General features: G+C 49.9%; 23 protein-coding genes and 3 tRNA genes. 12 read left to right on the forward strand and 14 right to left on the reverse strand.

What is annotated here, in order from left to right; all coding sequences use genetic code 11:
- From BM185_RS04930 to BM185_RS04955, 6 genes are all read left to right on the forward strand, one after another.
- Entirely contained in the window at nt 1–348 is a 348-nt protein-coding gene (locus tag BM185_RS04930; RefSeq protein ID WP_091960205.1) for a Na+/H+ antiporter subunit C, read from the forward strand.
- Nucleotides 345–1,853: a Na+/H+ antiporter subunit D gene (locus BM185_RS04935; RefSeq protein ID WP_091960208.1), complete on the forward strand. Its 1,509-nt coding sequence runs from the start codon at nt 345–347 to the stop codon at nt 1,851–1,853. The genes BM185_RS04930 and BM185_RS04935 overlap by 4 nt, the downstream gene beginning before the upstream one ends.
- The gene (locus BM185_RS04940) at nt 1,850–2,323 is read left to right on the forward strand and encodes a Na+/H+ antiporter subunit E (RefSeq protein ID WP_091960210.1); all 474 of its coding nucleotides are present in this window, start codon (nt 1,850–1,852) and stop codon (nt 2,321–2,323) included. The genes BM185_RS04935 and BM185_RS04940 overlap by 4 nt, the downstream gene beginning before the upstream one ends.
- Nucleotides 2,320–2,589 carry an MrpF/PhaF family protein gene (locus BM185_RS04945; RefSeq protein ID WP_091960213.1) on the forward strand — a complete coding sequence of 90 codons (270 nt, stop codon included), beginning with the start codon at nt 2,320–2,322 and terminating at the stop codon, nt 2,587–2,589. The genes BM185_RS04940 and BM185_RS04945 overlap by 4 nt, the downstream gene beginning before the upstream one ends.
- Nucleotides 2,582–3,022, forward strand: a complete 441-nt coding sequence (gene mnhG / locus BM185_RS04950; RefSeq protein WP_091960217.1) for a monovalent cation/H(+) antiporter subunit G — start codon at nt 2,582–2,584, stop codon at nt 3,020–3,022. The genes BM185_RS04945 and mnhG overlap by 8 nt, the downstream gene beginning before the upstream one ends.
- An 86-nt stretch (nt 3,023–3,108) precedes the next feature.
- Complete coding sequence (locus tag BM185_RS04955) at nt 3,109–3,561, forward strand: DUF3429 domain-containing protein (protein ID WP_091960221.1); 453 nt, start codon at nt 3,109–3,111, stop codon at nt 3,559–3,561.
- Between the two features lie 3 nt (nt 3,562–3,564).
- Here the strand turns inward: BM185_RS04955 and BM185_RS04960 are convergent, their stop codons facing one another.
- Together BM185_RS04960 and BM185_RS04965 are read right to left on the reverse strand one after the other, a co-directional pair.
- Nucleotides 3,565–4,272, reverse strand: coding sequence for a 16S rRNA (uracil(1498)-N(3))-methyltransferase (locus tag BM185_RS04960; RefSeq protein ID WP_091960225.1), 708 nt, complete (start codon nt 4,270–4,272; stop codon nt 3,565–3,567).
- Between the two features lie 21 nt (nt 4,273–4,293).
- Nucleotides 4,294–4,734 carry a hypothetical protein gene (locus BM185_RS04965; protein WP_143089486.1) on the reverse strand — a complete coding sequence of 147 codons (441 nt, stop codon included), beginning with the start codon at nt 4,732–4,734 and terminating at the stop codon, nt 4,294–4,296.
- A 190-nt stretch (nt 4,735–4,924) separates the two neighbouring features.
- Between BM185_RS04965 and BM185_RS04970 the strand changes: the two genes are divergently transcribed.
- Nucleotides 4,925–5,686: a secretin N-terminal domain-containing protein gene (locus BM185_RS04970; protein WP_091960231.1), complete on the forward strand. Its 762-nt coding sequence runs from the start codon at nt 4,925–4,927 to the stop codon at nt 5,684–5,686.
- Between the two features lie 9 nt (nt 5,687–5,695).
- Here the strand turns inward: BM185_RS04970 and BM185_RS04975 are convergent, their stop codons facing one another.
- Nucleotides 5,696–6,067: a hypothetical protein gene (locus tag BM185_RS04975; RefSeq protein WP_091960233.1), complete on the reverse strand. Its 372-nt coding sequence runs from the start codon at nt 6,065–6,067 to the stop codon at nt 5,696–5,698.
- A 150-nt stretch (nt 6,068–6,217) separates the two neighbouring features.
- Here BM185_RS04975 and phaR point away from each other — a divergent pair, with 150 nt between their 5' ends.
- A complete protein-coding gene (gene phaR, locus BM185_RS04980; RefSeq protein ID WP_091960236.1) occupies nt 6,218–6,751 on the forward strand; it encodes a polyhydroxyalkanoate synthesis repressor PhaR in 534 nt (177 codons plus the stop codon).
- Between the two features lie 226 nt (nt 6,752–6,977).
- Here phaR and BM185_RS04985 read toward each other — a convergent pair whose 3' ends face one another.
- Nucleotides 6,978–7,352 carry a phasin family protein gene (locus BM185_RS04985; RefSeq protein WP_091960238.1) on the reverse strand — a complete coding sequence of 125 codons (375 nt, stop codon included), beginning with the start codon at nt 7,350–7,352 and terminating at the stop codon, nt 6,978–6,980.
- A 298-nt stretch (nt 7,353–7,650) separates the two neighbouring features.
- Here BM185_RS04985 and purD point away from each other — a divergent pair, with 298 nt between their 5' ends.
- The 3 genes from purD to BM185_RS05000 all read left to right on the forward strand — a co-directional run bounded on the left by purD (nt 7,651) and on the right by BM185_RS05000 (nt 10,337).
- Nucleotides 7,651–8,943: a phosphoribosylamine--glycine ligase gene (purD, locus tag BM185_RS04990; protein WP_091960241.1), complete on the forward strand. Its 1,293-nt coding sequence runs from the start codon at nt 7,651–7,653 to the stop codon at nt 8,941–8,943.
- Nucleotides 8,944–9,030: 87 nt separating this feature from the next.
- Nucleotides 9,031–9,462: an acyl-CoA thioesterase gene (locus BM185_RS04995; RefSeq protein WP_091960244.1), complete on the forward strand. Its 432-nt coding sequence runs from the start codon at nt 9,031–9,033 to the stop codon at nt 9,460–9,462.
- A 2-nt stretch (nt 9,463–9,464) separates the two neighbouring features.
- A complete protein-coding gene (locus BM185_RS05000) occupies nt 9,465–10,337 on the forward strand; it encodes a phosphoribulokinase (protein ID WP_091960247.1) in 873 nt (290 codons plus the stop codon).
- Between the two features lie 23 nt (nt 10,338–10,360).
- Here the strand turns inward: BM185_RS05000 and BM185_RS05005 are convergent.
- The 9 genes from BM185_RS05005 to BM185_RS05045 all read right to left on the reverse strand — a co-directional run bounded on the left by BM185_RS05005 (nt 10,361) and on the right by BM185_RS05045 (nt 17,472).
- Nucleotides 10,361–10,437, reverse strand: a tRNA-Arg gene (locus BM185_RS05005).
- Between the two features lie 36 nt (nt 10,438–10,473).
- Nucleotides 10,474–10,550: transfer RNA gene (locus tag BM185_RS05010), tRNA-Arg, on the reverse strand.
- Nucleotides 10,551–10,568: 18 nt separating this feature from the next.
- Nucleotides 10,569–10,659 (reverse strand) — tRNA-Ser (locus tag BM185_RS05015).
- A 158-nt stretch (nt 10,660–10,817) separates the two neighbouring features.
- Entirely contained in the window at nt 10,818–11,012 is a 195-nt protein-coding gene (gene csrA, locus BM185_RS05020; protein ID WP_091960251.1) for a carbon storage regulator CsrA, read from the reverse strand.
- 219 nt (nt 11,013–11,231) lie between these two features.
- A complete protein-coding gene (locus BM185_RS05025; protein ID WP_091960254.1) occupies nt 11,232–12,479 on the reverse strand; it encodes an aspartate kinase in 1,248 nt (415 codons plus the stop codon).
- 36 nt (nt 12,480–12,515) lie between these two features.
- Complete coding sequence (alaS, locus tag BM185_RS05030) at nt 12,516–15,161, reverse strand: alanine--tRNA ligase (RefSeq protein WP_091960256.1); 2,646 nt, start codon at nt 15,159–15,161, stop codon at nt 12,516–12,518.
- A 92-nt stretch (nt 15,162–15,253) separates the two neighbouring features.
- Nucleotides 15,254–15,793 (reverse strand): regulatory protein RecX, encoded by a 540-nt coding sequence (locus tag BM185_RS05035; protein ID WP_091960259.1) that lies wholly within the window; start codon nt 15,791–15,793, stop codon nt 15,254–15,256.
- 11 nt (nt 15,794–15,804) lie between these two features.
- Nucleotides 15,805–16,872: a recombinase RecA gene (gene recA, locus BM185_RS05040; protein WP_091960262.1), complete on the reverse strand. Its 1,068-nt coding sequence runs from the start codon at nt 16,870–16,872 to the stop codon at nt 15,805–15,807.
- 117 nt (nt 16,873–16,989) lie between these two features.
- Nucleotides 16,990–17,472 (reverse strand): CinA family protein, encoded by a 483-nt coding sequence (locus tag BM185_RS05045; RefSeq protein WP_091960265.1) that lies wholly within the window; start codon nt 17,470–17,472, stop codon nt 16,990–16,992.
- A 110-nt stretch (nt 17,473–17,582) separates the two neighbouring features.
- Here BM185_RS05045 and BM185_RS05050 point away from each other — a divergent pair, with 110 nt between their 5' ends.
- On the forward strand, nt 17,583–18,152 hold the full coding sequence (locus BM185_RS05050) for a hypothetical protein (RefSeq protein WP_091960268.1): 570 nt from the start codon (nt 17,583–17,585) through the stop codon (nt 18,150–18,152).
- Between the two features lie 30 nt (nt 18,153–18,182).
- Here BM185_RS05050 and BM185_RS14930 read toward each other — a convergent pair whose 3' ends face one another.
- Nucleotides 18,183–18,317, reverse strand: coding sequence for a hypothetical protein (locus BM185_RS14930; protein WP_281247327.1), 135 nt, complete (start codon nt 18,315–18,317; stop codon nt 18,183–18,185).
- Nucleotides 18,318–18,379: the final 62 nt, after the last annotated feature.

An 18,379-nucleotide genomic window follows, 5' to 3' on the forward strand; every position in this document is an offset into this window, starting at 1 on the left:
ATGGAACCCTTGATGGCAATTGTAGTGGGCCTGCTCTATGCAGCAGCGATCTACATGATGCTCAGACGAAGTATCGTTAAATTGGTAATTGGTTTGATGCTGTTATCAAACGCAGCCAATCTATTGATTTTTACCGTTTCAGGTATGACACGTGGGGCGCCCCCCTTGATTCCCGAGGGCGCCATGGCACCAGCGGGTGCGGTGGCGGACCCCTTGCCCCAGGCACTGATACTGACGGCTATCGTTATAGCCTTTGGTGTTCTGGCCTTTGCCGTGGTTTTGATTCACCGTGCCTATGAAATTGTCAAAGCCGATGACCTGGATCAGATGAAGGAAACAGATACATGAGGCCTGAGGTCGCATTACCCATTTTCATTGCCCTGACTAGTGGGGCTCTATCTTTAGCTGCCTGGCGCAGCAGTTGGATACAGCGCTGGATCGGAGTTTTGGGTACTGGTGCCCTTTTGGCATCCAGCATCTGGCTGCTGATTTCTGTTATTGAAGAAGGCCATGTGGTTATGCACATGGGGGGCTGGCAAGCACCCTTTGGGATTACTCTGGTTGCTGATTTGCTCAGTGCCATCATGGTGCTGTTGACCGGGATGATGGGCTTTGCCATTGCCATCTATTCCTTGGCGACTACTTCCAAGAGCTATGAGAAGTTTGGCTACTTCCCACTGATGCATCTGCTGCTTGCCGGTGTTGCTGGCTCCTTCCTAACCGGCGACATCTTCAACCTCTATGTTTGGTTTGAGGTGATGCTGGTGGCTTCTTTTGCGCTGCTGATTTTAGGTAGTGAGCGCTCACAGATGGAAGGTGCAATCAAGTATGTCACCTTGAACCTGCTGTCTTCGGCAATTTTCCTGACCGCGATTGGTCTCTTGTATGGCATGGTCGGCACGCTTAACTTTGCGGATATCGCAGTCAAATTGCGTGAAGTTGAAGATACCGGCATGCTGGATGTGATTGCCGTGATGTTCATGGTTGCCTTTGGGATCAAGGCGGGTGCCTTTCCCTTGTTCTTTTGGCTGCCAGCTTCCTATCACACGCCACCGGTTGCTGTCTCCGCTCTGTTTGCTGGCCTCTTAACCAAGGTTGGCGTCTATGCCCTGTTCCGGGTTTTCACCCTGATGTTTGCTCATGATCCTGACTTCACGCATACCCTGTTGCTCTGGGGTGCTGGTCTGACAATGCTTACAGGTGTTCTGGGGGCGGCTGCTCAATTTGAATTCAGGCGTATCCTTTCCTTCCACATCATCAGTCAGATCGGCTATATGATGATGGGCTTGGCACTCTATACGCCTCTGGCAATTGTCGGTGGGGTTTTCTACATCACGCACCATATTATTGTGAAAACCAACCTCTTTTTGGTCAGTGGCGTCGCCCATCGCTTGTTGGGTACTTACGATCTGAAGAAGCTAGGTGGGCTCTACAAGGAGCGGCCTTTCCTGGCAATCCTGTTCCTGATACCGGCGCTGTCACTGGCTGGTCTGCCGCCTTTGTCCGGCTTCTTTGCCAAATTCATTATTATCCGGGCGGGCATTGAAGCCGAAGCCTGGCTGATTACCTTTGTGGCCTTGTTGGTTGGTCTGCTAACGCTCTATTCCATGATTAAAATCTGGGCCGAAGCCTTCTGGAAAGCCGTACCTGAAGGGACCAACACGGATCGCTTAACAGGCAAGCAAGCCGATACCGGTTTGATTTACATGTACGTACCCATTGTCTTGTTGGCAGTTTGTACACTTCTTATTGGTTTGTATGGACAACCCATCTATGAGTTGGCTGAAGCCTCAGCAGCTCAGCTATTGAATCCTGATGGTTATATCGAGGCGGTGTTGGGAGGTGGACAATGATTGCCTTTATGTGGAACCTGATGCTGGCTCTGATCTGGGTGGTTCTGACAGGTCACTTCACAGGTTATAACTTTCTGGTCGGCTTCATTTTTGGGTATGTCAGCCTATGCATTTTGCAACGACATATTACGCTTTTGAATGGCTATTCACGGCGCTTTCCCAACCTGATTCGCTTTGTGTTTTTCTTTTTCGCAGAGCTGATCAAAGCCAATATCAAGGTGGCTTATGATGTAATGACCCCCGTCTGGTATATGAAGCCTGGCGTGATTGCCCTGCCTTTGGAAGCAAAAACAGACATGGAAATTACTTTTGTTGCCAATCTTATTTCCTTGACGCCAGGCACCTTAAGTCTGGATGTTTCGGATGATAGGCGCGTTCTTTTCATTCATGCCATGTTCCTTGATGATGAAGAATCTCTGCGGGCAGATCTCAAAGAAATGGAAAGGCGAGCCCTGGAGGTTTTAAGATGAGTTTTGTGGTTTATCTGACTTTTATCTTGATGAGTCTGGCACTTGTCATTGTTTTTGTTCGTCTGGTCAAGGGGCCTACCCTTCCTGATCGTGTCGTTGCTTTGGAGCTGATTGCCTCTATTATGGTCGGTATGATAGGGGTACACGCCATACATACAGAAACATCTAGCTTTATCGATGTGGCTATAGTCATGGCCCTGACGGCTTTTCTTGCAGCTATTGGCTTTGCTCGCTTCTTGGAACGCGGAGGTCCACGTCATGATTGAATGGTTGATTATGTTCCTGCTTCTGTCCAGTGCCTTCTTTATGCTCCTGGCGGCTTTGGGCATCCTGCGGTTGCCTGACTTGCCAACACGTATGCACGCCAGTACCAAGGCAGGTGCTTTGGGGGCCATCCTGGTTATGACATCGGCGGCTCTGTTTTTTGCTGAAAGTGTCGTTGTTACCAAGGCCGTGGCGGTCATTTTGTTTATTTTGATTACCGCACCCATAGCTGCCCATGCGATAGGCCGTGCTGGTTATTTTGTTGGTGTCCCCTTGTGGGAGGGCAGCGTTAAGGATGAGCTTAAATCCAGCTATGATCCAGAAACTCACCGATTGATCAGTGGTATGGAAACAGCTGAAGAATTGGATATTTACCGCAAAAACCTGGATATCAAACCCAAGGTTAAATTGAAGCGTAAGAAACGCAGGATTTGAGACCTTAGCCGGGGCTGTACCCCCGGCTATTTAGCGGTTATTCTCTAGGCATTCTGATCTTATCTGTCCACAAGGAGAAGTTAAGCATGCCTTTGAACTCTTCGGCCTTTCAGGGGGAATCACGAGTTAAGCTGCGATCAACAGGCTATCTTCTTGGCTACGCAGGCTTGATTCCCTTTGTTGGTCTGGCCGCAGTTACTTTCTTTCTGCCTGAACCCTATCCCCAATATTCAATTAGTGCGCAGATGGCCTATGCTGCGGTGATCCTTTCATTCTTGACGGGTATTCACTGGGGGTATGGTATTCAGACTGGCTCTGCAGGTCGCCTGCTTTGGAGCTGCTTTCCTGCTTTGGTTGCCTGGATGGCTTTGCTGATGCCTGCTGAGTATGGGTTGATCGTGTTAATGCTGGGCTTGCTCTTGGCTTGGATTGCTGAGAAGGGCTGCGGCTGGCCCAGTTGGTACGCCAAGCTGCGTTTTCAGTTGAGCTTCATTGCTGTTTTCAGTCTTTTTGCATCCTGGATTGCCCGGGCTATGTAGTAATTAGAAGAGTTTTGCCAGAAGAGCGGTGACAGCTGTTTCTACGCGCAAGATTCTTTCACCTATTTGAACAGGTTGAAACCCCTGCTCGACAAGCTTTTCTATTTCAAAATCCACAAACCCGCCTTCTGGGCCTATCGCTAAGGTGGTGGGTTCTTCTAGTCCACGCGGACAGGCTGGATAATCGCCCGGATGGGCAACCAGCTTATAGGTGTCCCGACTAATTTCGGGCAGTAGATCTTCAACAAAAGGACGGAAGCGCTGATGAAGCTCTACAGTGGGTAATAGCGTATCCCTAGCTTGTTCGAGCCCAAGTAACAGGTGCTGGTGAACTTTTTCAGGCCGTAACTCAGGGGACTGCCAATAACTTTTCTCCACTTTGGCTGTTTGCAGAAGATGGATGTTTTTAACTCCCAAGGTAGCAAGATGCTCCAGGCTGCGTGCCAGCATTCTGGGCCTGGGTAAGGCAAGAATCAGGGTAACGGGGAGGGGCGCGGGTGGTTGTGAATGCACATCCAAAGCTAATAAGCTGGAGTCCTGCTCCAGCTCAAGCAGGGTAGCAGTCCCTGCCAGGCCATTCAGTACGCCTGCTTTCAGTTGATCACCAGGTTGCAGCTTATGGATATCCCTAAGGTGTTGGTGGCGCCGACCAGTGAGCCGGATTTGCTGATTGTCATTCAGTTCCAGCGGGTCAACAAGCAGTAAGTTCAAGCTGGTTTAGCCTTCTCTGGTTTAATTAATGATGCTGGCAGGCCGGGCACTGCCAGCTAGTGCTTGCTCAAGTCTAACCTGAAGGCTGCGCTGATCTTCTTCATTGATCGAGTGGAATCTCAAGCCAACCTTGAAGGCTTTTTGGGAAGAACGTCGGCAAAAGCTGACTTGCAGCTTTAAGGTCAAAACCTGTTTATTATTCAGTTGGATCTGTACTGAGTGCAGAATTTTCTCATCAGGCCGATGGTGGGCTGTTCTTGGAACCAACTTGGGAATCTCAGCTGCGGGGCAACTAACTCTGACTTCTTCATGAGAGATTTCCGAAGTTTCGAGGTCAAAAGCTCCTGAGTCGAGCAAGAAGCTGATCGGCAGCTTGAGATTGATTAAGGGGTAGCGTTTGCGAACAAAGCGAGTGACTGGACTTGCATTATTTTTATCGAGTAGATTGGGCTGAGACATCATCTTCCTTATTTCCCTTCAACAGGTTGAAATTAAAAAAGGCAACTTGCGCAGCCTACTGGCTATTCTAGAGCCTTTGTACGGTAAACTTCTAGACCTCTGCCTTGGTAAAGGTGTAACTGCCGGTGAAATAACGTTGATTAATTTAGCACGCTTAGTGGTTTAAGACGGTTACTGACAGGATGATTTGAAAATGCGTCTACTTTTAATGCTGGTGTTACTGTTTGCAATGCCTGTGGTTGCTTCTGAGCAAGCTTCCTTAGAGTCTTCACGCTCACTACTGGTCTATGATCTGGAGCAGCGTTCAGCCGCTGAGGTTCTTACCGGTCTAAGGCCGCATATAAGCGATCAGGTCGCTGTTTCCGAGCAGGGGCAGCGTTTATTGATTACAGGACCTGCCGACCAATTAGAGCAGCTAGAGCAAATTCTGGCAGCTTTGGATCAACCCCAGGAAGAGTTCAGGCTACTGTTTGCTCAGGGCCGGCAGGATTTGCAGGAGCGGCAGCGGTCGGGAAGTCGTCAATACTCAACCGCTCGCAGTGACCTGATCAGTTTGCATTTGACTGAAGGGGTGCCAGCCCGATTGGAAAGAGGTTTTTGGATTCCAGTGACTGATGTGAGGGCCTGGGGAAGTCAGGAGTCTTACCAGTGGATGGCCGGTGGCGTTTGGGTGATTGCCCGGCTAAGAGGAGAGCAGGTGGTGTTGGAGTTCAGTGGCCGCAACCTAGCCAAAGATTCCAGGACCCGCTCCGGCACGCCACCTGTTTTAGCAGGTAGCGAAGTGGAAAGTCGGATCAGCCTGCAGCCTGGGCAATGGCAAACCTTGGCCAGTGAAGGCCAACTAAGGTCCCAGAGCAGTGAGCAAGGACGTAGCTTCTCGACCCGCCGCAATCAAAACTACTACTCTGTCTGCATGGAAAGACCGGCAGCACAGCTTGTCTGCCCTTTTAATTAGCCTAAGGCATTAGTCATCATTAAGGATCTGGCCATTCAACGCCTGGCGGATGGCCAGGTATTCCTGTAGTGCTTCAGGCAAGAAATGCAGGGTGTAAAAGCGTCTTTCATGAATCCTGCGGCTCTTCTTGTCTTTGGTTTCCTCCCAGGATGCAAAAGTAGGTGCTAGGGTAACGTGGAGCACTTTGGTTTCAGGCGTCAGGGTTAATTTTTTGCCATCCAGGCTCTGCTTGTCGAGCGAGGTTTTCAGGGTGTAGTGGGAAAGTTCAGTAATCTGATGTAAGTTCAAGTAAAGGTGACTACTGAGGTTGATTAGGCGACCTTTTGGGGTGTCGTTGGTAATAAAGTAAATTGCACTGCTTTTACGGATTTTAAGTAGCATAATGTTCTCCTTAGACTTTCCTACTAGTCTAGCGAAACCAGGCAAGATAACAAGAAGCCTGCAGGGATAAGGTGAATAAAATAAATTGGGTGATAGAATGTCTTTTTACCGACCAATAAAATGGTTTTGCGTTCCTGAGTGAGGTGCCCTTTGCGAGTAATCCGGAAATATGCCAACCGACGTCTTTATGATACCTCTGAGAGCCGTTATGTGACTCTGGAAGATATTCGACAGTTGATCGTGGATCGTGAAGACTTTCGTGTTGAGGATTCCAGGTCTGGAGAAGATTTGACCCGCAATATCCTCCTGCAAATTATAACAGAACAGGAAAACCGGGGCGGTAGTCAGGAAGGGACCCCCATGTTTAGTAACAAGGTGCTGCAGCAGCTCATTCGCTTTTATGGAGATAGCATGCAAACCTCCATGAGCAGCTACCTGGAGCAGAGTATCAGTACCTTTATGGAGCAGCAGAAACTTCTGCGTCAGCAGATGCAGCAGGTGATGAAAGGCTCACCTATGCCGACAGCCAGCCCGATGGAGTTGATGCGTAAGGTTGCTGAGCAGAACCTGTTGCTTTGGAAAAATCTATCCAACCCCGCAGCCTCCCAGCGAACTTCAGAAGACGAGGCTGATTCTTCTGAGGATTATGAAGCACCCCGCAACCGCGAAGGAAGCTCTGATTAATTACTGCGCTTGCTAATACTGCGTCGAAATTGGCCTCAAAATGCTCATTTACTTCGTGTAAACTCCGCTTTTCGTTCAATTTCGCCTTGTCTTACCTGCGCTCGTAATATTAATCAGAAGCCTCCTAAGCATAAAAAAGCCCAGCCGGAGCTGGGCAAAAAAACAGCTTGTCTTACAGGCAGAGGGAGTTTGCTGTTTAACAAGCTGCAAAAACCGGGTTTAAAGCTTAGGCCGCTTTAGTGGCTTTTTCCTGAACCTGAGTCTTCAGGCTTTCCAGCTCAGTGGTTGCGCCATCACGGGCTTCACTAAGAATATCCATGTTGGTTTTGAACAGACGACCAACGCGATCTTGCATATCCTGAGCAAAGTTGAATTGAGCTTCTTGCAGGCCAGCAGGATCTTTGCTGCCCAGACCTTCAACTTGCTTGCTGATGGCTTCTACACATTCGCTGTAGAAACGCGTTTGCTCAGTGCCCAGTTTTTCAAAAGCTTTAGCCTGAATTTTCATCAGGTTAGTGACAGGCTTCAGTTGCTTGCCGCTAAAGTTTTCCTGGTAGGGTTTCATCATGGCTTGCATATCAGACATCATTTTATCGAACATAGTAGGTACCTCTTCGTTGGGAAAGTTTTCTTTGCTGCACTGCAACAAGTGACTTGAATATAGTGCACTGCACAATAAGCGTCAAATGACAATATTGAAAAAAGTTGGAAAATGTATATAAGGGCTCAAAGACAGCAGAAAAACCTGTTAAATGCTGATAAATGCCACTGGTTTTTGGGTAAACAGCGTTTCATTGAATTTCAGTTTAGGAATTTTGGCTGCAAGCCTGAAACGGGAAAATCTGCCATAATAGGCCTTTCTGGTAAGTCTCAATCCGTTTCTAAGAGGAAATGCACGCATGAAAGTATTGGTAGTCGGCGGCGGTGGTCGGGAGCATGCCCTGGCCTGGAAAGCAGCCCAGTCTCCACAGGTTTCTCAGGTTCTGGTTGTTCCGGGTAATGCGGGAACAGCGCTTGAACCCAAGATGACCAATGTTGCGCTGGACGTGCTGGATTTTCAGGCGCTTGCCGAACTGGCCAAGAAAGAGCAGGTGGCTTTGACACTGGTAGGCCCTGAAGTGCCTCTGGTAGAGGGAATCGTTGACTACTTCCAAGAACAGGGTCTGGCTATTTTTGGTCCTTCCAAGGGCGCTGCCCAGCTAGAAGGTTCAAAAGCTTTTACCAAGGATTTTCTGGCTCGCCACCAGATTCCAACCGCCTACTATGGTGTGTTTACCCAGGTAGAGCCTGCGCTTGACTATCTGCGTGAAAAGGGTGCTCCTATTGTTGTTAAAGCAGATGGTTTGGCTGCTGGCAAGGGCGTTATCGTTGCCATGACTCTGGAAGAAGCTGAAGCAGCTGTTAAAGATATGCTTTCAGGTAATGCCTTTGGTGATGCCGGTGCCCGTGTGGTTATTGAAGAATTTTTAGAAGGTGAAGAAGCCAGCTTTATTGTCATGGTGGATGGTAAAAACGTACTTTCCATGGCCACCAGTCAGGATCACAAGCGGGTCGGTGACGGTGATACCGGTTTGAATACCGGTGGCATGGGTGCCTATTCGCCGGCTCCGGTCGTCACTCCTGAGATACACCAGCGTATTTTGGATGAAGTCATCTATCCGACAGTGAAAGGCATGGCCGCTGAAGGCAATGACTACACCGGCTTCTTGTATGCTGGCCTGATGATTGATGCTTCCGGAGCGCCCAAGGTCATCGAGTACAACTGTCGTTTTGGTGATCCAGAAACCCAACCCATTATGATGCGCCTGAATTCAGATCTGGTTGAGCTTTGTCAGGCGGCGCTTGAAGGACGTTTGGATCAGGTCAAGGCAGACTGGGACCCTAGGGCCTCTTTGGGTGTTGTACTGGCTGCGGGTGGCTACCCAGGCAGCTATGCCAAGGGTCAGGTGATTGGTGGCCTGCCTGAGCAAGAAGCTGCAGATGCCAAAGTATTCCATGCGGGTACAGTCATGCAGGATCAGCAGGTGGTGACCAGTGGCGGGCGCGTGCTTTGCGCTACAGCTTTGGGTAATAGTGTTTCAGAAGCGCAAGAGCGCGCCTACCAGCTGGCTGAGAAAATCCACTGGCAAGATGTCTTTTATCGCAAAGATATAGGGTATCGTGCTATTGCTCGTGAACAGGGCAGGAGTTAAGCTGACTTGATTAAACGCTCGTTTATAATGAATTGTTAATACTTAGAGCCCAGTCTAACTGGGCTTTTTTGTCGGAGGAGACTTTTTGTGGCAAGAGTTCAGTTAGAATTTCCAGCAGACCCGGTGTTCAGTCACCGGCAGGCCCTGCGAATCAGTGATATCAACTATGGTCAGCACCTTGGGCATGACACCCTGGTTAGTTTTCTGCACGAAGCACGTTGTAGCTGGCTGGCCTCTGCTGAAATTACTGAGCTAAGTATTGATGGTGGCACTGTGGGTTGGGTGGTTGCTGATATGATCGTGAATTATCGTAAAGAGGCTTTCTACCCAGATCAACTGACCATTGATTTAGCCTTGGGTGAACTAGGCCGAAAAGGCGTTGAAGTTTTGCATAGAGTCACTCGTAGTGATGGTGAACTGGTTGCTATGGCTAAAACCGGAATGGTTTTTTTCGATTATGTCAGTCACCAGGCTGTTCCTGTTCCTGAAAATTTTCTGCGTTTGTCTGGAAGGATCTGATCATGTCCCGTGAGTATCCGATCATTGCTCTGACCGGTTCTTCAGGAGCTGGCACCACGACCATTAAGGATGCTTTTGCCCGGATGTTTGGCAATCAAGGCCTTATTGCCGCCTTTGTGCATGGTGACAGCTTTCATCGCTATACACGAATGGAGCTGGATGCTCTTTTGAGTAGCCAGCCAGAACGTGAAGAAACTCTGTCGCATTTTGCGGTTGAGGCGAATTTGCTGGATCGCCTGGAAGCTCTTTTTCAGGAGTATTCACAGCAGGGTACAGGCACTTATCGGCACTATATTCACGCAGAAGACAAAGAGCTGGTCGAACAGGGGCATCAGGTAGGTACTTTTACGCCCTGGGAGTCTTTACCGGAAAGCACGGATCTCCTGCTCTATGAGGGCCTGCATGGTGGTTTGGTGACTGAGGATATCAATATTGCCCAGTACGTTGATCTTTTGATCGGCGTAGCCCCCTCGATTAACCTGGAATGGATTCAGAAGATCGATCGGGATACCAAGCTTAGAGGTTACTCTCAGGAAGCGGTGATCAATACCATTCAAGCGCGCATGGAAGATTACATGCGTTTGATCCTGCCGCAGTTCTCACGCACGCACATTAACTTTCAGCGAGTTCCCGTAGTCGATACCGCCAACCCTTTTGAACCCCAAAGTGTGCCTACGGCCGATGAAAGCTTGGTGGTCATTAACTTCAGGGAAAATCAGAAGGTGGATTTTCCCTATTTGCTGTCGATGATTCAGGATAGCTTTATGTCACGTCCCCGGACATTGGTGATTCCGGGGCCCAAGTTGCCTTTGGCTATGGAATTAATCATGCAGCCACGGGTACAAGAGCTTCTGGACGGAAGGCGTTTTAAATAAGGAATTAAGGGGACTTTAAGAAATGGCGCGCTCGGGAGGATTCGAACCTCCGACCGCCTGGTTCGTAGCCAGGTACTCTATCCAGCTGAGCTACGAGCGCGCATTAATCTGCTAAGCAGTAGGGTCGTCTTCTTATTGGCGCGCTCGGGAGGATTCGAACCTCCGACCGCCTGGTTCGTAGCCAGGTACTCTATCCAGCTGAGCTACGAGCGCGTAACAAGAAAACTAAAGTGGCGGAGAGAGAGGGATTCGAACCCTCGATAGGGGATTGCCCTATACTCCCTTAGCAGGGGAGCGCCTTCAGCCACTCGGCCACCTCTCCAACACGGCGCACATGATACCACGTGCTTTAGGTTTGTCTACCCCTGAAAGGAAAAACTTTAGCTTCCAAGGAGTTGGGTGGTAGGCATAAAAAAACCACGGCACAAAAGCTTGCTCATCTTTTGCAACCGTGGCTCAGAAGCGAAGGGAGTTACAGGCTTAGTTGTTGCCTGGATTATCCTCTTCTTCCTTTTCACGCTGGATACGTTGGTAGATTTCTTCACGGTGCACAGCCACCTCTTTGGGGGCGTTAACACCGATACGAACCTGATTACCTTTGACACCCAAAACAGTCACGGTGACATCATCACCAATCATGAGGGTTTCACCAACACGGCGGGTTAGAATGAGCATGGTGGAATCTCCTTATCAAGCAGTCCAGAGAAGTTTAGTCTCAACAGGCAGAGGTGAGCCAGCTAGTCTGTACACACCTCTTTAATGGGTGCTAATACTGAATCAATCTCTCCAGAGACTGTCATGCGCTTTCAGCATTAACTGATACATTATCCGCTAAAGGCATATAAATGTTAAATCATTTTTTGCTATTTAGCGGATATGTATCTTTAATTTAGCCTAGGAGTCTTGGCTTTCTTTGTCCAGTCCAAAAGCGGTGTGCAGTGAACGCACAGCCAGTTCGGTGAACTTTTCGTCCAGCACGACTGAAATTTTGATTTCAGAGGTAGAGACCATGCGAATGTTAATGCTGTTCTCAGCCAGGGTTTTGAACATCAAGCTGGCAACACCGGCGTGAGAGCGCATGCCGACACCGACCAGGGAAACTTTGGCAATGGCAGTATCACCAACCACCTTGCCGGACCCCATTTCCTGAACAACTTTTTCCAGGATTTCCTGAGCTTTTTTATAGTCACCACGGGCTACGGTGAAGGAAAAGTCAGTTGATTTACCATCGGGGGAGACGTTTTGAACAATCATGTCCACTTCGATGTTGTTGTCACCGATGGGGCTCAGGATTTTAGCTGCCACACCAGGAATATCAGGTGCGCCCAAAACAGTCAGCTTGGCTTCGTTGGTATGGTGGGCAATGCCGGAAATCAGTGGTTCTTCCATCGAGGGAGTCTCCTCATCGTCTGCAATAATTAGTGTGCCAGGGCCTTCATTGTCTTCAAAGCTGGAAAGGACGCGCAAAGGCACCTTATATTTACCAGCAAATTCAACAGCGCGGATTTGAAGAACCTTGGAGCCCATGCTGGCCAATTCCAGCATTTCCTCCACAGTAATGCTTTCCAGACGCTTGGCCTGGCTACAAATGCGTGGATCAGTGGTATAAACCCCGTCCACATCAGTGTAAATCTGGCATTCATCAGCTTTCAGGGAAGCCGCTAAAGCAACCCCGGTCGTGTCTGAGCCACCGCGACCCAAGGTCGTGATATTGCCTTCTTCATCAACACCCTGGAAGCCAGCAACGACAACGACACGCCCTTCATTCAGGTCTTGGCGGATAGCATCAGTGTCAATTTCTTTAATACGAGCCTTGGTATGCGCCTGGTCAGTGACAATACCTACCTGAGCTCCTGTATAAGAAGTGGCAGGAACCCCTTGTTGTTCCAGTGCCATTGCCAGTAGGGCAATCGTGACTTGCTCACCGGTAGAAACCAGCATATCCATCTCACGGGGTGAGGGTTCTTCGTGGATTTGTTTTGCCAAATCAATCAGGCGATTGGTTTCGCCGCTCATTGCGGAAACAACGACGACCACATCATGGCCTTCCTTGCGGAAGCGACCAACGCGTTCGGCGACCTTCTTGATGCGTTCGGGTGTACCGACTGAGGTGCCTCCGAATTTCTGTACATAAAGTGCCATAGAGATCCTTTTGGGTTATATCGGGTTATTGGTGAATTAATCCTGACCCAGTTGTTCAGCGACCCAGGCGTGTACCGATGCAAGGGCGCTGGGCAGGGCAGCTGTATCTGTCCCCCCTGCCTGTGCCATGTCGGGGCGTCCACCACCCTTGCCGCCGACTTGTTGAGCAACATGATTGACCAGCTTGCCTGCGTGCAGGCGATCCTTGGCTTCACCGGAAGTTCCGGCCACCAGGCTGACCTTGTCGCCCTCAATGGCTGCCAGCACAACGACTGCAGGTGCCAGCTTTTGTTTGAGTTGATCCATCAACTCGCGCAGGGTTTTCATGTCTGCGCCTTCGACCTGGGTGGCTAGGAGCTTGATGCCACCCACTTCTTTGGCATCAGCAGTGAGGTCAGTTCCACCTGCACCGGATGCCAGCTTTTTCTTCAATTGCTGAACTTCTTTTTCAAGTTGACGGGTGCGCTCCTGATTACTTTCCAGGCGTTCCAGTAGCTGTTCAGGTTTGGCTTTTAGCTGGGCAGCAGCCTGCTCCAGTTGCTGCTCACGGTTGAGCAAATAATTGAGAGCCGCTTCTCCGGTAATCGCTTCAATACGGCGAATACCAGAAGCAATGCCCGCTTCACTGGTGATATGCATGAGGGCAATATCACCCGTGCGCTCAACATGCAGACCGCCGCAAAGCTCAATGGAAAAGGGTTGGTCAGCTTCGCGGGTACCCATGGTTAGAACCCGGACTTCATCAGAATATTTTTCACCAAAGAGTGCCATGGCACCGCGCGCCTTGGCGGTGTCCAGATCCATCAGCTCAACTTGGGTGGCCACATTGGCCCGGATTTGAGCGTTGACCAGCTGCTGAATTTCGGCCAGTTCTTCTGGTTTAACTGCTTCAGGATGACTGAAGTCAAAACGCAGACGCTGGGAATCCACCAAAGAACCCTTTTGCTGAACACCTTCTCCCAAGACTTTGCGCAGGGCGGCATGCAACAGGTGGGTTGCTGAGTGATTAAGGCGGGTTTTGTGACGAATGCTGTTGTCGACCTTGGCGGTCAGAGTTTGCCCTTTTTTAAGGCAGCCTTCAGCAATCAGGCCATGATGAACATGAGCTTCGCCTGCTTTAGTTGTATCACGCACATCAAAGCGGCTGCCACTGGCCAGAAGTTGGCCGCAATCGCCTACCTGACCACCGGATTCGGCATAGAAGGGGGTGCGATCCAAAATCACCAGGCCTTCTTCCCCTTCATTCAGGGAATCAACCGGCTGGCCTTCCTTATAGAGAGCCAGAATGCTGCCTTGACCTTCAGCAGCCTCGTAACCAGTGAACTCAGTGGCCCGGTCAACTTTGATGGTGGCATTGTAATCAACACCAAACTGACTGGCTCTGCGCGCTCTTTCGCGCTGGTTTTGCATTTCTTTTTCAAAACCTTCTTCATCCACCGTAAGTGAACGCTCACGGGCGATATCAGCGGTTAGGTCCAGTGGGAAGCCGTAGGTGTCATAAAGTTTGAAGGCGATTTCACCGGGAATAACATCGCCCTGGATGCTTGCGAGGTCCTGCTCCAGAATTTTCATGCCTTTATCAAGCGTCTTGGCAAATTGCTCTTCTTCCAGACGCAGGTTTTTTTCGATGTGGGCCTGGTGTTTTTTCAGTTCTGGGAAGGCTGCGCCCATTTCTGCAACCAGGGCAGGAACTATTTTGTAGAAGAAGCTGCCTTCAGCGCCCAGCTTGTGACCATGGCGGCAGGCCCGGCGGATAATCCGGCGCAGCACATAGCCCCGGCCTTCATTGGAAGGCAGCACACCGTCGGCAATCAAAAAGCTGCAGGAACGAATATGATCAGCAACCACCCGTAAAGAGGGTTCATCGTTGTTTTCACAACCGATGGCTTGGGCGCAGGCCTGCAGCAGGTTTTGGAAAAGATCAATTTCATAGTTGGCATGCACGCCTTGAAGCACGGCAGAAACCCTTTCCAGGCCCATGCCGGTATCGACAGAAGGCGCGGGCAGCGGGTTCATTTCGCCGTCAGCACTGCGATTGTACTGCATGAAGACGACATTCCAGATTTCAATATAGCGATCGCCATCTTCTTCAGGACTGCCTGGAGGGCCACCCCAGACCGTTTCACCGTGGTCGTAGAAAATTTCTGTACAAGGACCGCAGGGGCCGGTATCGCCCATCGCCCAGAAGTTATCTGAAGCATAGGGCGCGCCCTTGTTGTCACCAATGCGGATAATCCGCTCGGCAGGCACGCCAATTTGCTGGTTCCAGATGTCATAGGCTTCGTCATCGGAAGCGTAAACCGTGATCCAGAGTTTTTCAGCAGGCAGCTTGAGTACGCCGGTCAAAAATTCCCAGGCGTAATGAATTGCATCTTTTTTGAAATAGTCACCAAAGCTGAAGTTACCCAGCATTTCAAAAAAGGTATGGTGGCGTGCGGTATAGCCAACATTTTCCAGGTCATTGTGTTTGCCGCCAGCACGCACACACTTTTGAGTGGAGGTGGCGCGAGTGTAGCCACGCTGCTCCAGGCCCAAGAAACAATCTTTGAACTGGTTCATCCCGGCATTGGTAAACAGCAGGGTAGGGTCATCCTGGGGGACCAAAGAACTGGAGGGCACAGCGGTATGGCCTTTGGATTGAAAGAACTTCAGGAAAGCCTCACGAATTTCGGCGCTTTTCATCTTGCCTCTCTATTAGTAGGTGCGGTTGGCGTATTAGTAGCGCACTATTATACGGGGTTCAAAAAAAAATGATAATCGTCCTAAGTGCTAGGCTATTCAAGGAATACAGCTTTTCGGATCTGTTCGGGTGTAAAGCCGCGTGAAGCCAGGAAGCGTTGCATTTTGGCGGCTTCTTTTTGATCTGCTGGAGGCTGATTACCAAAACGCTTTTCCCTAACTCTGTAAGCTTGCTCTTGCCAGCGGTGACTCAGGCCTTCAAGCAGTGGTTGGGTAATCGCTCGGTCGAGCTGATGTTGTTGATAAGCCTGCTTGAGCGCGAGCAGGCCCTTGCCCTTGCGAAGATACTGGCGGGTGAGGGTTTCAGCAAAGCGTGCATCACTTAACAGGTCATTAGCTTCCAGCTTATCCAAGAGGGTTTGAATTTCGGTAGTAATGGCCTGAGAGCTCAGGTCTTCCGGTGGTGGTAGCAGTTGGTGCTTGGATGGCGAATTGCGGGGCTTAAATAGTTTCTCGGCTAGCTCATGACGGCTGTGTTCACGCATGGCGAGTAAGCGAAAGGCTCTTTCCCTGAGCCCCTTTTGCCACGCTTGCAGTTCACTGTGGCTGGTTTCGCTTGACGGGTCACTTGGCATGGCTGGAAAAATTAATCTTCCAGTGGTGGCAGCTCATCAGAAACTGCAGGCTCTTTTTCAGGCTCGGCAGCTTTTTTGTCTTCCAGCTTAACCAGCAGTTGATCACGAATGCCTGCTTCAATTTCTTCCATGATTGCTGGATTGTCTTCCAGGTATTGTGCTGCATTGGCTTTACCCTGGCCAATTTTAGTGCCCTGATAGCTGTACCAGGCGCCGGCTTTTTCCACCAGCTTGCACTGCACACCCAGATCAATAACTTCACCCGCGTGGTAGATACCCTTGCCGTAAAGGATCTGGAATTCAGCCTGTTTGAAGGGCGGTGAAACCTTGTTTTTGACGACCTTGACGCGAGTTTCATTACCGGTGACTTCATCGCCCTGTTTAACGGCACCAATACGGCGAATATCCAGGCGAACGGAGGCGTAGAACTTCAGTGCGTTACCACCAGTGGTGGTTTCAGGGCTACCAAACATAACGCCAATTTTCATGCGGATCTGGTTGATAAAGATCACCAGGCAGTTGGCATTTTTGATATTACCGGTAATTTTGCGCAGCGCCTGGGACATAAGACGTGCTTGAAGGCCAACGTGGGAATCACCCATTTCACCTTCAATTTCAGCCTTGGGAGTCAAAGCCGCGACTGAGTCAACAATGAGAACATCAACTGCGCCTGAGCGCACCAGAGAATCAGTGATTTCCAGGGCCTGCTCACCATTATCAGGCTGGGAAACCAGTAGATCATCAATATTAACGCCCAGCTTTTCAGCGTAAACCGGGTCCAGAGCATGCTCGGCATCAATAAAGGCACAGGTTTTACCTTGCTTCTGGGCCTGAGCAATAACGGAAAGCGTCAGCGTGGTTTTACCCGAAGATTCCGGACCATAGATTTCCACGACCCGGCCATAAGGCAGGCCGCCAATACCCAGGGCGATATCCAGGCCTAGGGAACCCGTGGAGACTGAAGGCATGGTCACGCGGGGTTGGTCACCCATGCGCATGACGGCACCCTTGCCGAATTGCTTTTCAATCTGACCTAAAGCAGCGGTTAACGCTTTCTGGCGGTTTTCATCAATTGCCATGAGTGAAGATCCTTGCAAATTATGAGAGTTGGGCTTGGTTAGGAATTCTATAAAAATACTGTATGGGTTGCCAGTATAAAATGATAAAACTGTCGAATGGAAGCCCTTAGTTTGACTTTACTGCTGCTGCAGATAGTAGAGTAATTCTTCCAGCACCCTGTCAATGCTAGCTTCACGGATACTGCGCCGATCACCGGGAAAATGACAGACCAGGGTTTGTTGTTCTTGTGCCGAACCCCAGGCCAGCCAAACAGTACCGACAGGTTTGTCAGCCGTTCCACCCTCTGGCCCGGCAACACCACTGGTTGCCAGGGCAAAGTGAGCCTGCCCATGAATACAAGCACCAGCTACCATTTCTTTGACTACTGTTTCACTGACTGCACCAAAAGCTTGAAGGCTGGTCGGCTGGACCCCCAGCAGCGCTGTTTTGGCGCTATTGGAATAGGTGACCAGCCCGCAGTTGAACCAGGCAGAGCTGCCGGGAAGTTCTGTAATTGCTTTGGCAACCCCGCCACCCGTACAGGATTCGGCCGTTGCGAGCATCCATTGATGTTTACCAAGCAGTTCAGCCAACTCTTGAAGAATTTTTAGGCGTGACATGTGTTTTTCCCGCTAAACTCAAGTGAAGTTTTAAGGCTCAGCTTAAGGGTTAACAGCCAAGCTGCCCAGCCTAAAAACAATTTTATTGATCTTAGCGAGCAGGCCAAGCCATGAGAGCCTTACTCTTCTTTTTGGTTGTTTCTTTAACCCTGTCCTCTGGTTTAGCCAAAGCAGTAGCCTTGGATATCTACCTGGTTACTGGTGCTGGCTACAGCGACTTTGACGGGAATGAAAACGCGCCAGGTGCCCAAGGGCAAGACGGGGTCAGTGATGCCAATTTCAGTTTAATGGCGGGCGTGGGCCTTAGTCTTGGTGAGCGCTGGACACTGGAAGCCAGCTATTTGGAGCAGGATCTGCTGCCAACCATTAATGATGCTTTTTATGGCGTTCGTGGCTCTGCTAAACGCTATCTTTTGAGTTATCGACAACCCTTGACGCAATGGCTACAGCTAGGCATTCGTGGCGGTGTTATTGATTGGGAATATGAAATCCGTCCACTTGCCATTAGTGGAACCCGCTGGGAAAGCCATTCAGGCACTGACCCCTATGCTGGCGTTTTCCTGCGTCTTGGTAGTGAAAGAGGTGGCTGGCTGCTAGGTTACGATTACAGCGATCATGACGGCCTTGAATACGCCCTCTTCTGGACAGGTTTTGAACTGGCATGGCGACTGTGGGATTAAGGTTTTTGTGCCTCTTTAATTAAGCACCCGTTAGTTAAGTATCCAGTCTTCACGCATCTTGCGATAGAGCCGCACCTGCCGGTTATGAAACTCATGTTTCTGAAAATTGAAAGCTTCCTGCTGCCTAGCGTTCAATCGTGAGTAGTCGATTCTAGTGAGCTTCATTTTTTACCAAATATTCTTATTCACAAGACGTTTTCGTTATTCTTTGCCAACAAAAAAGCTGG

It is taken from the genome of Marinospirillum celere (genome assembly GCF_900112235.1).
Lineage (GTDB): Bacteria > Pseudomonadota > Gammaproteobacteria > Pseudomonadales > Halomonadaceae > Marinospirillum > Marinospirillum celere.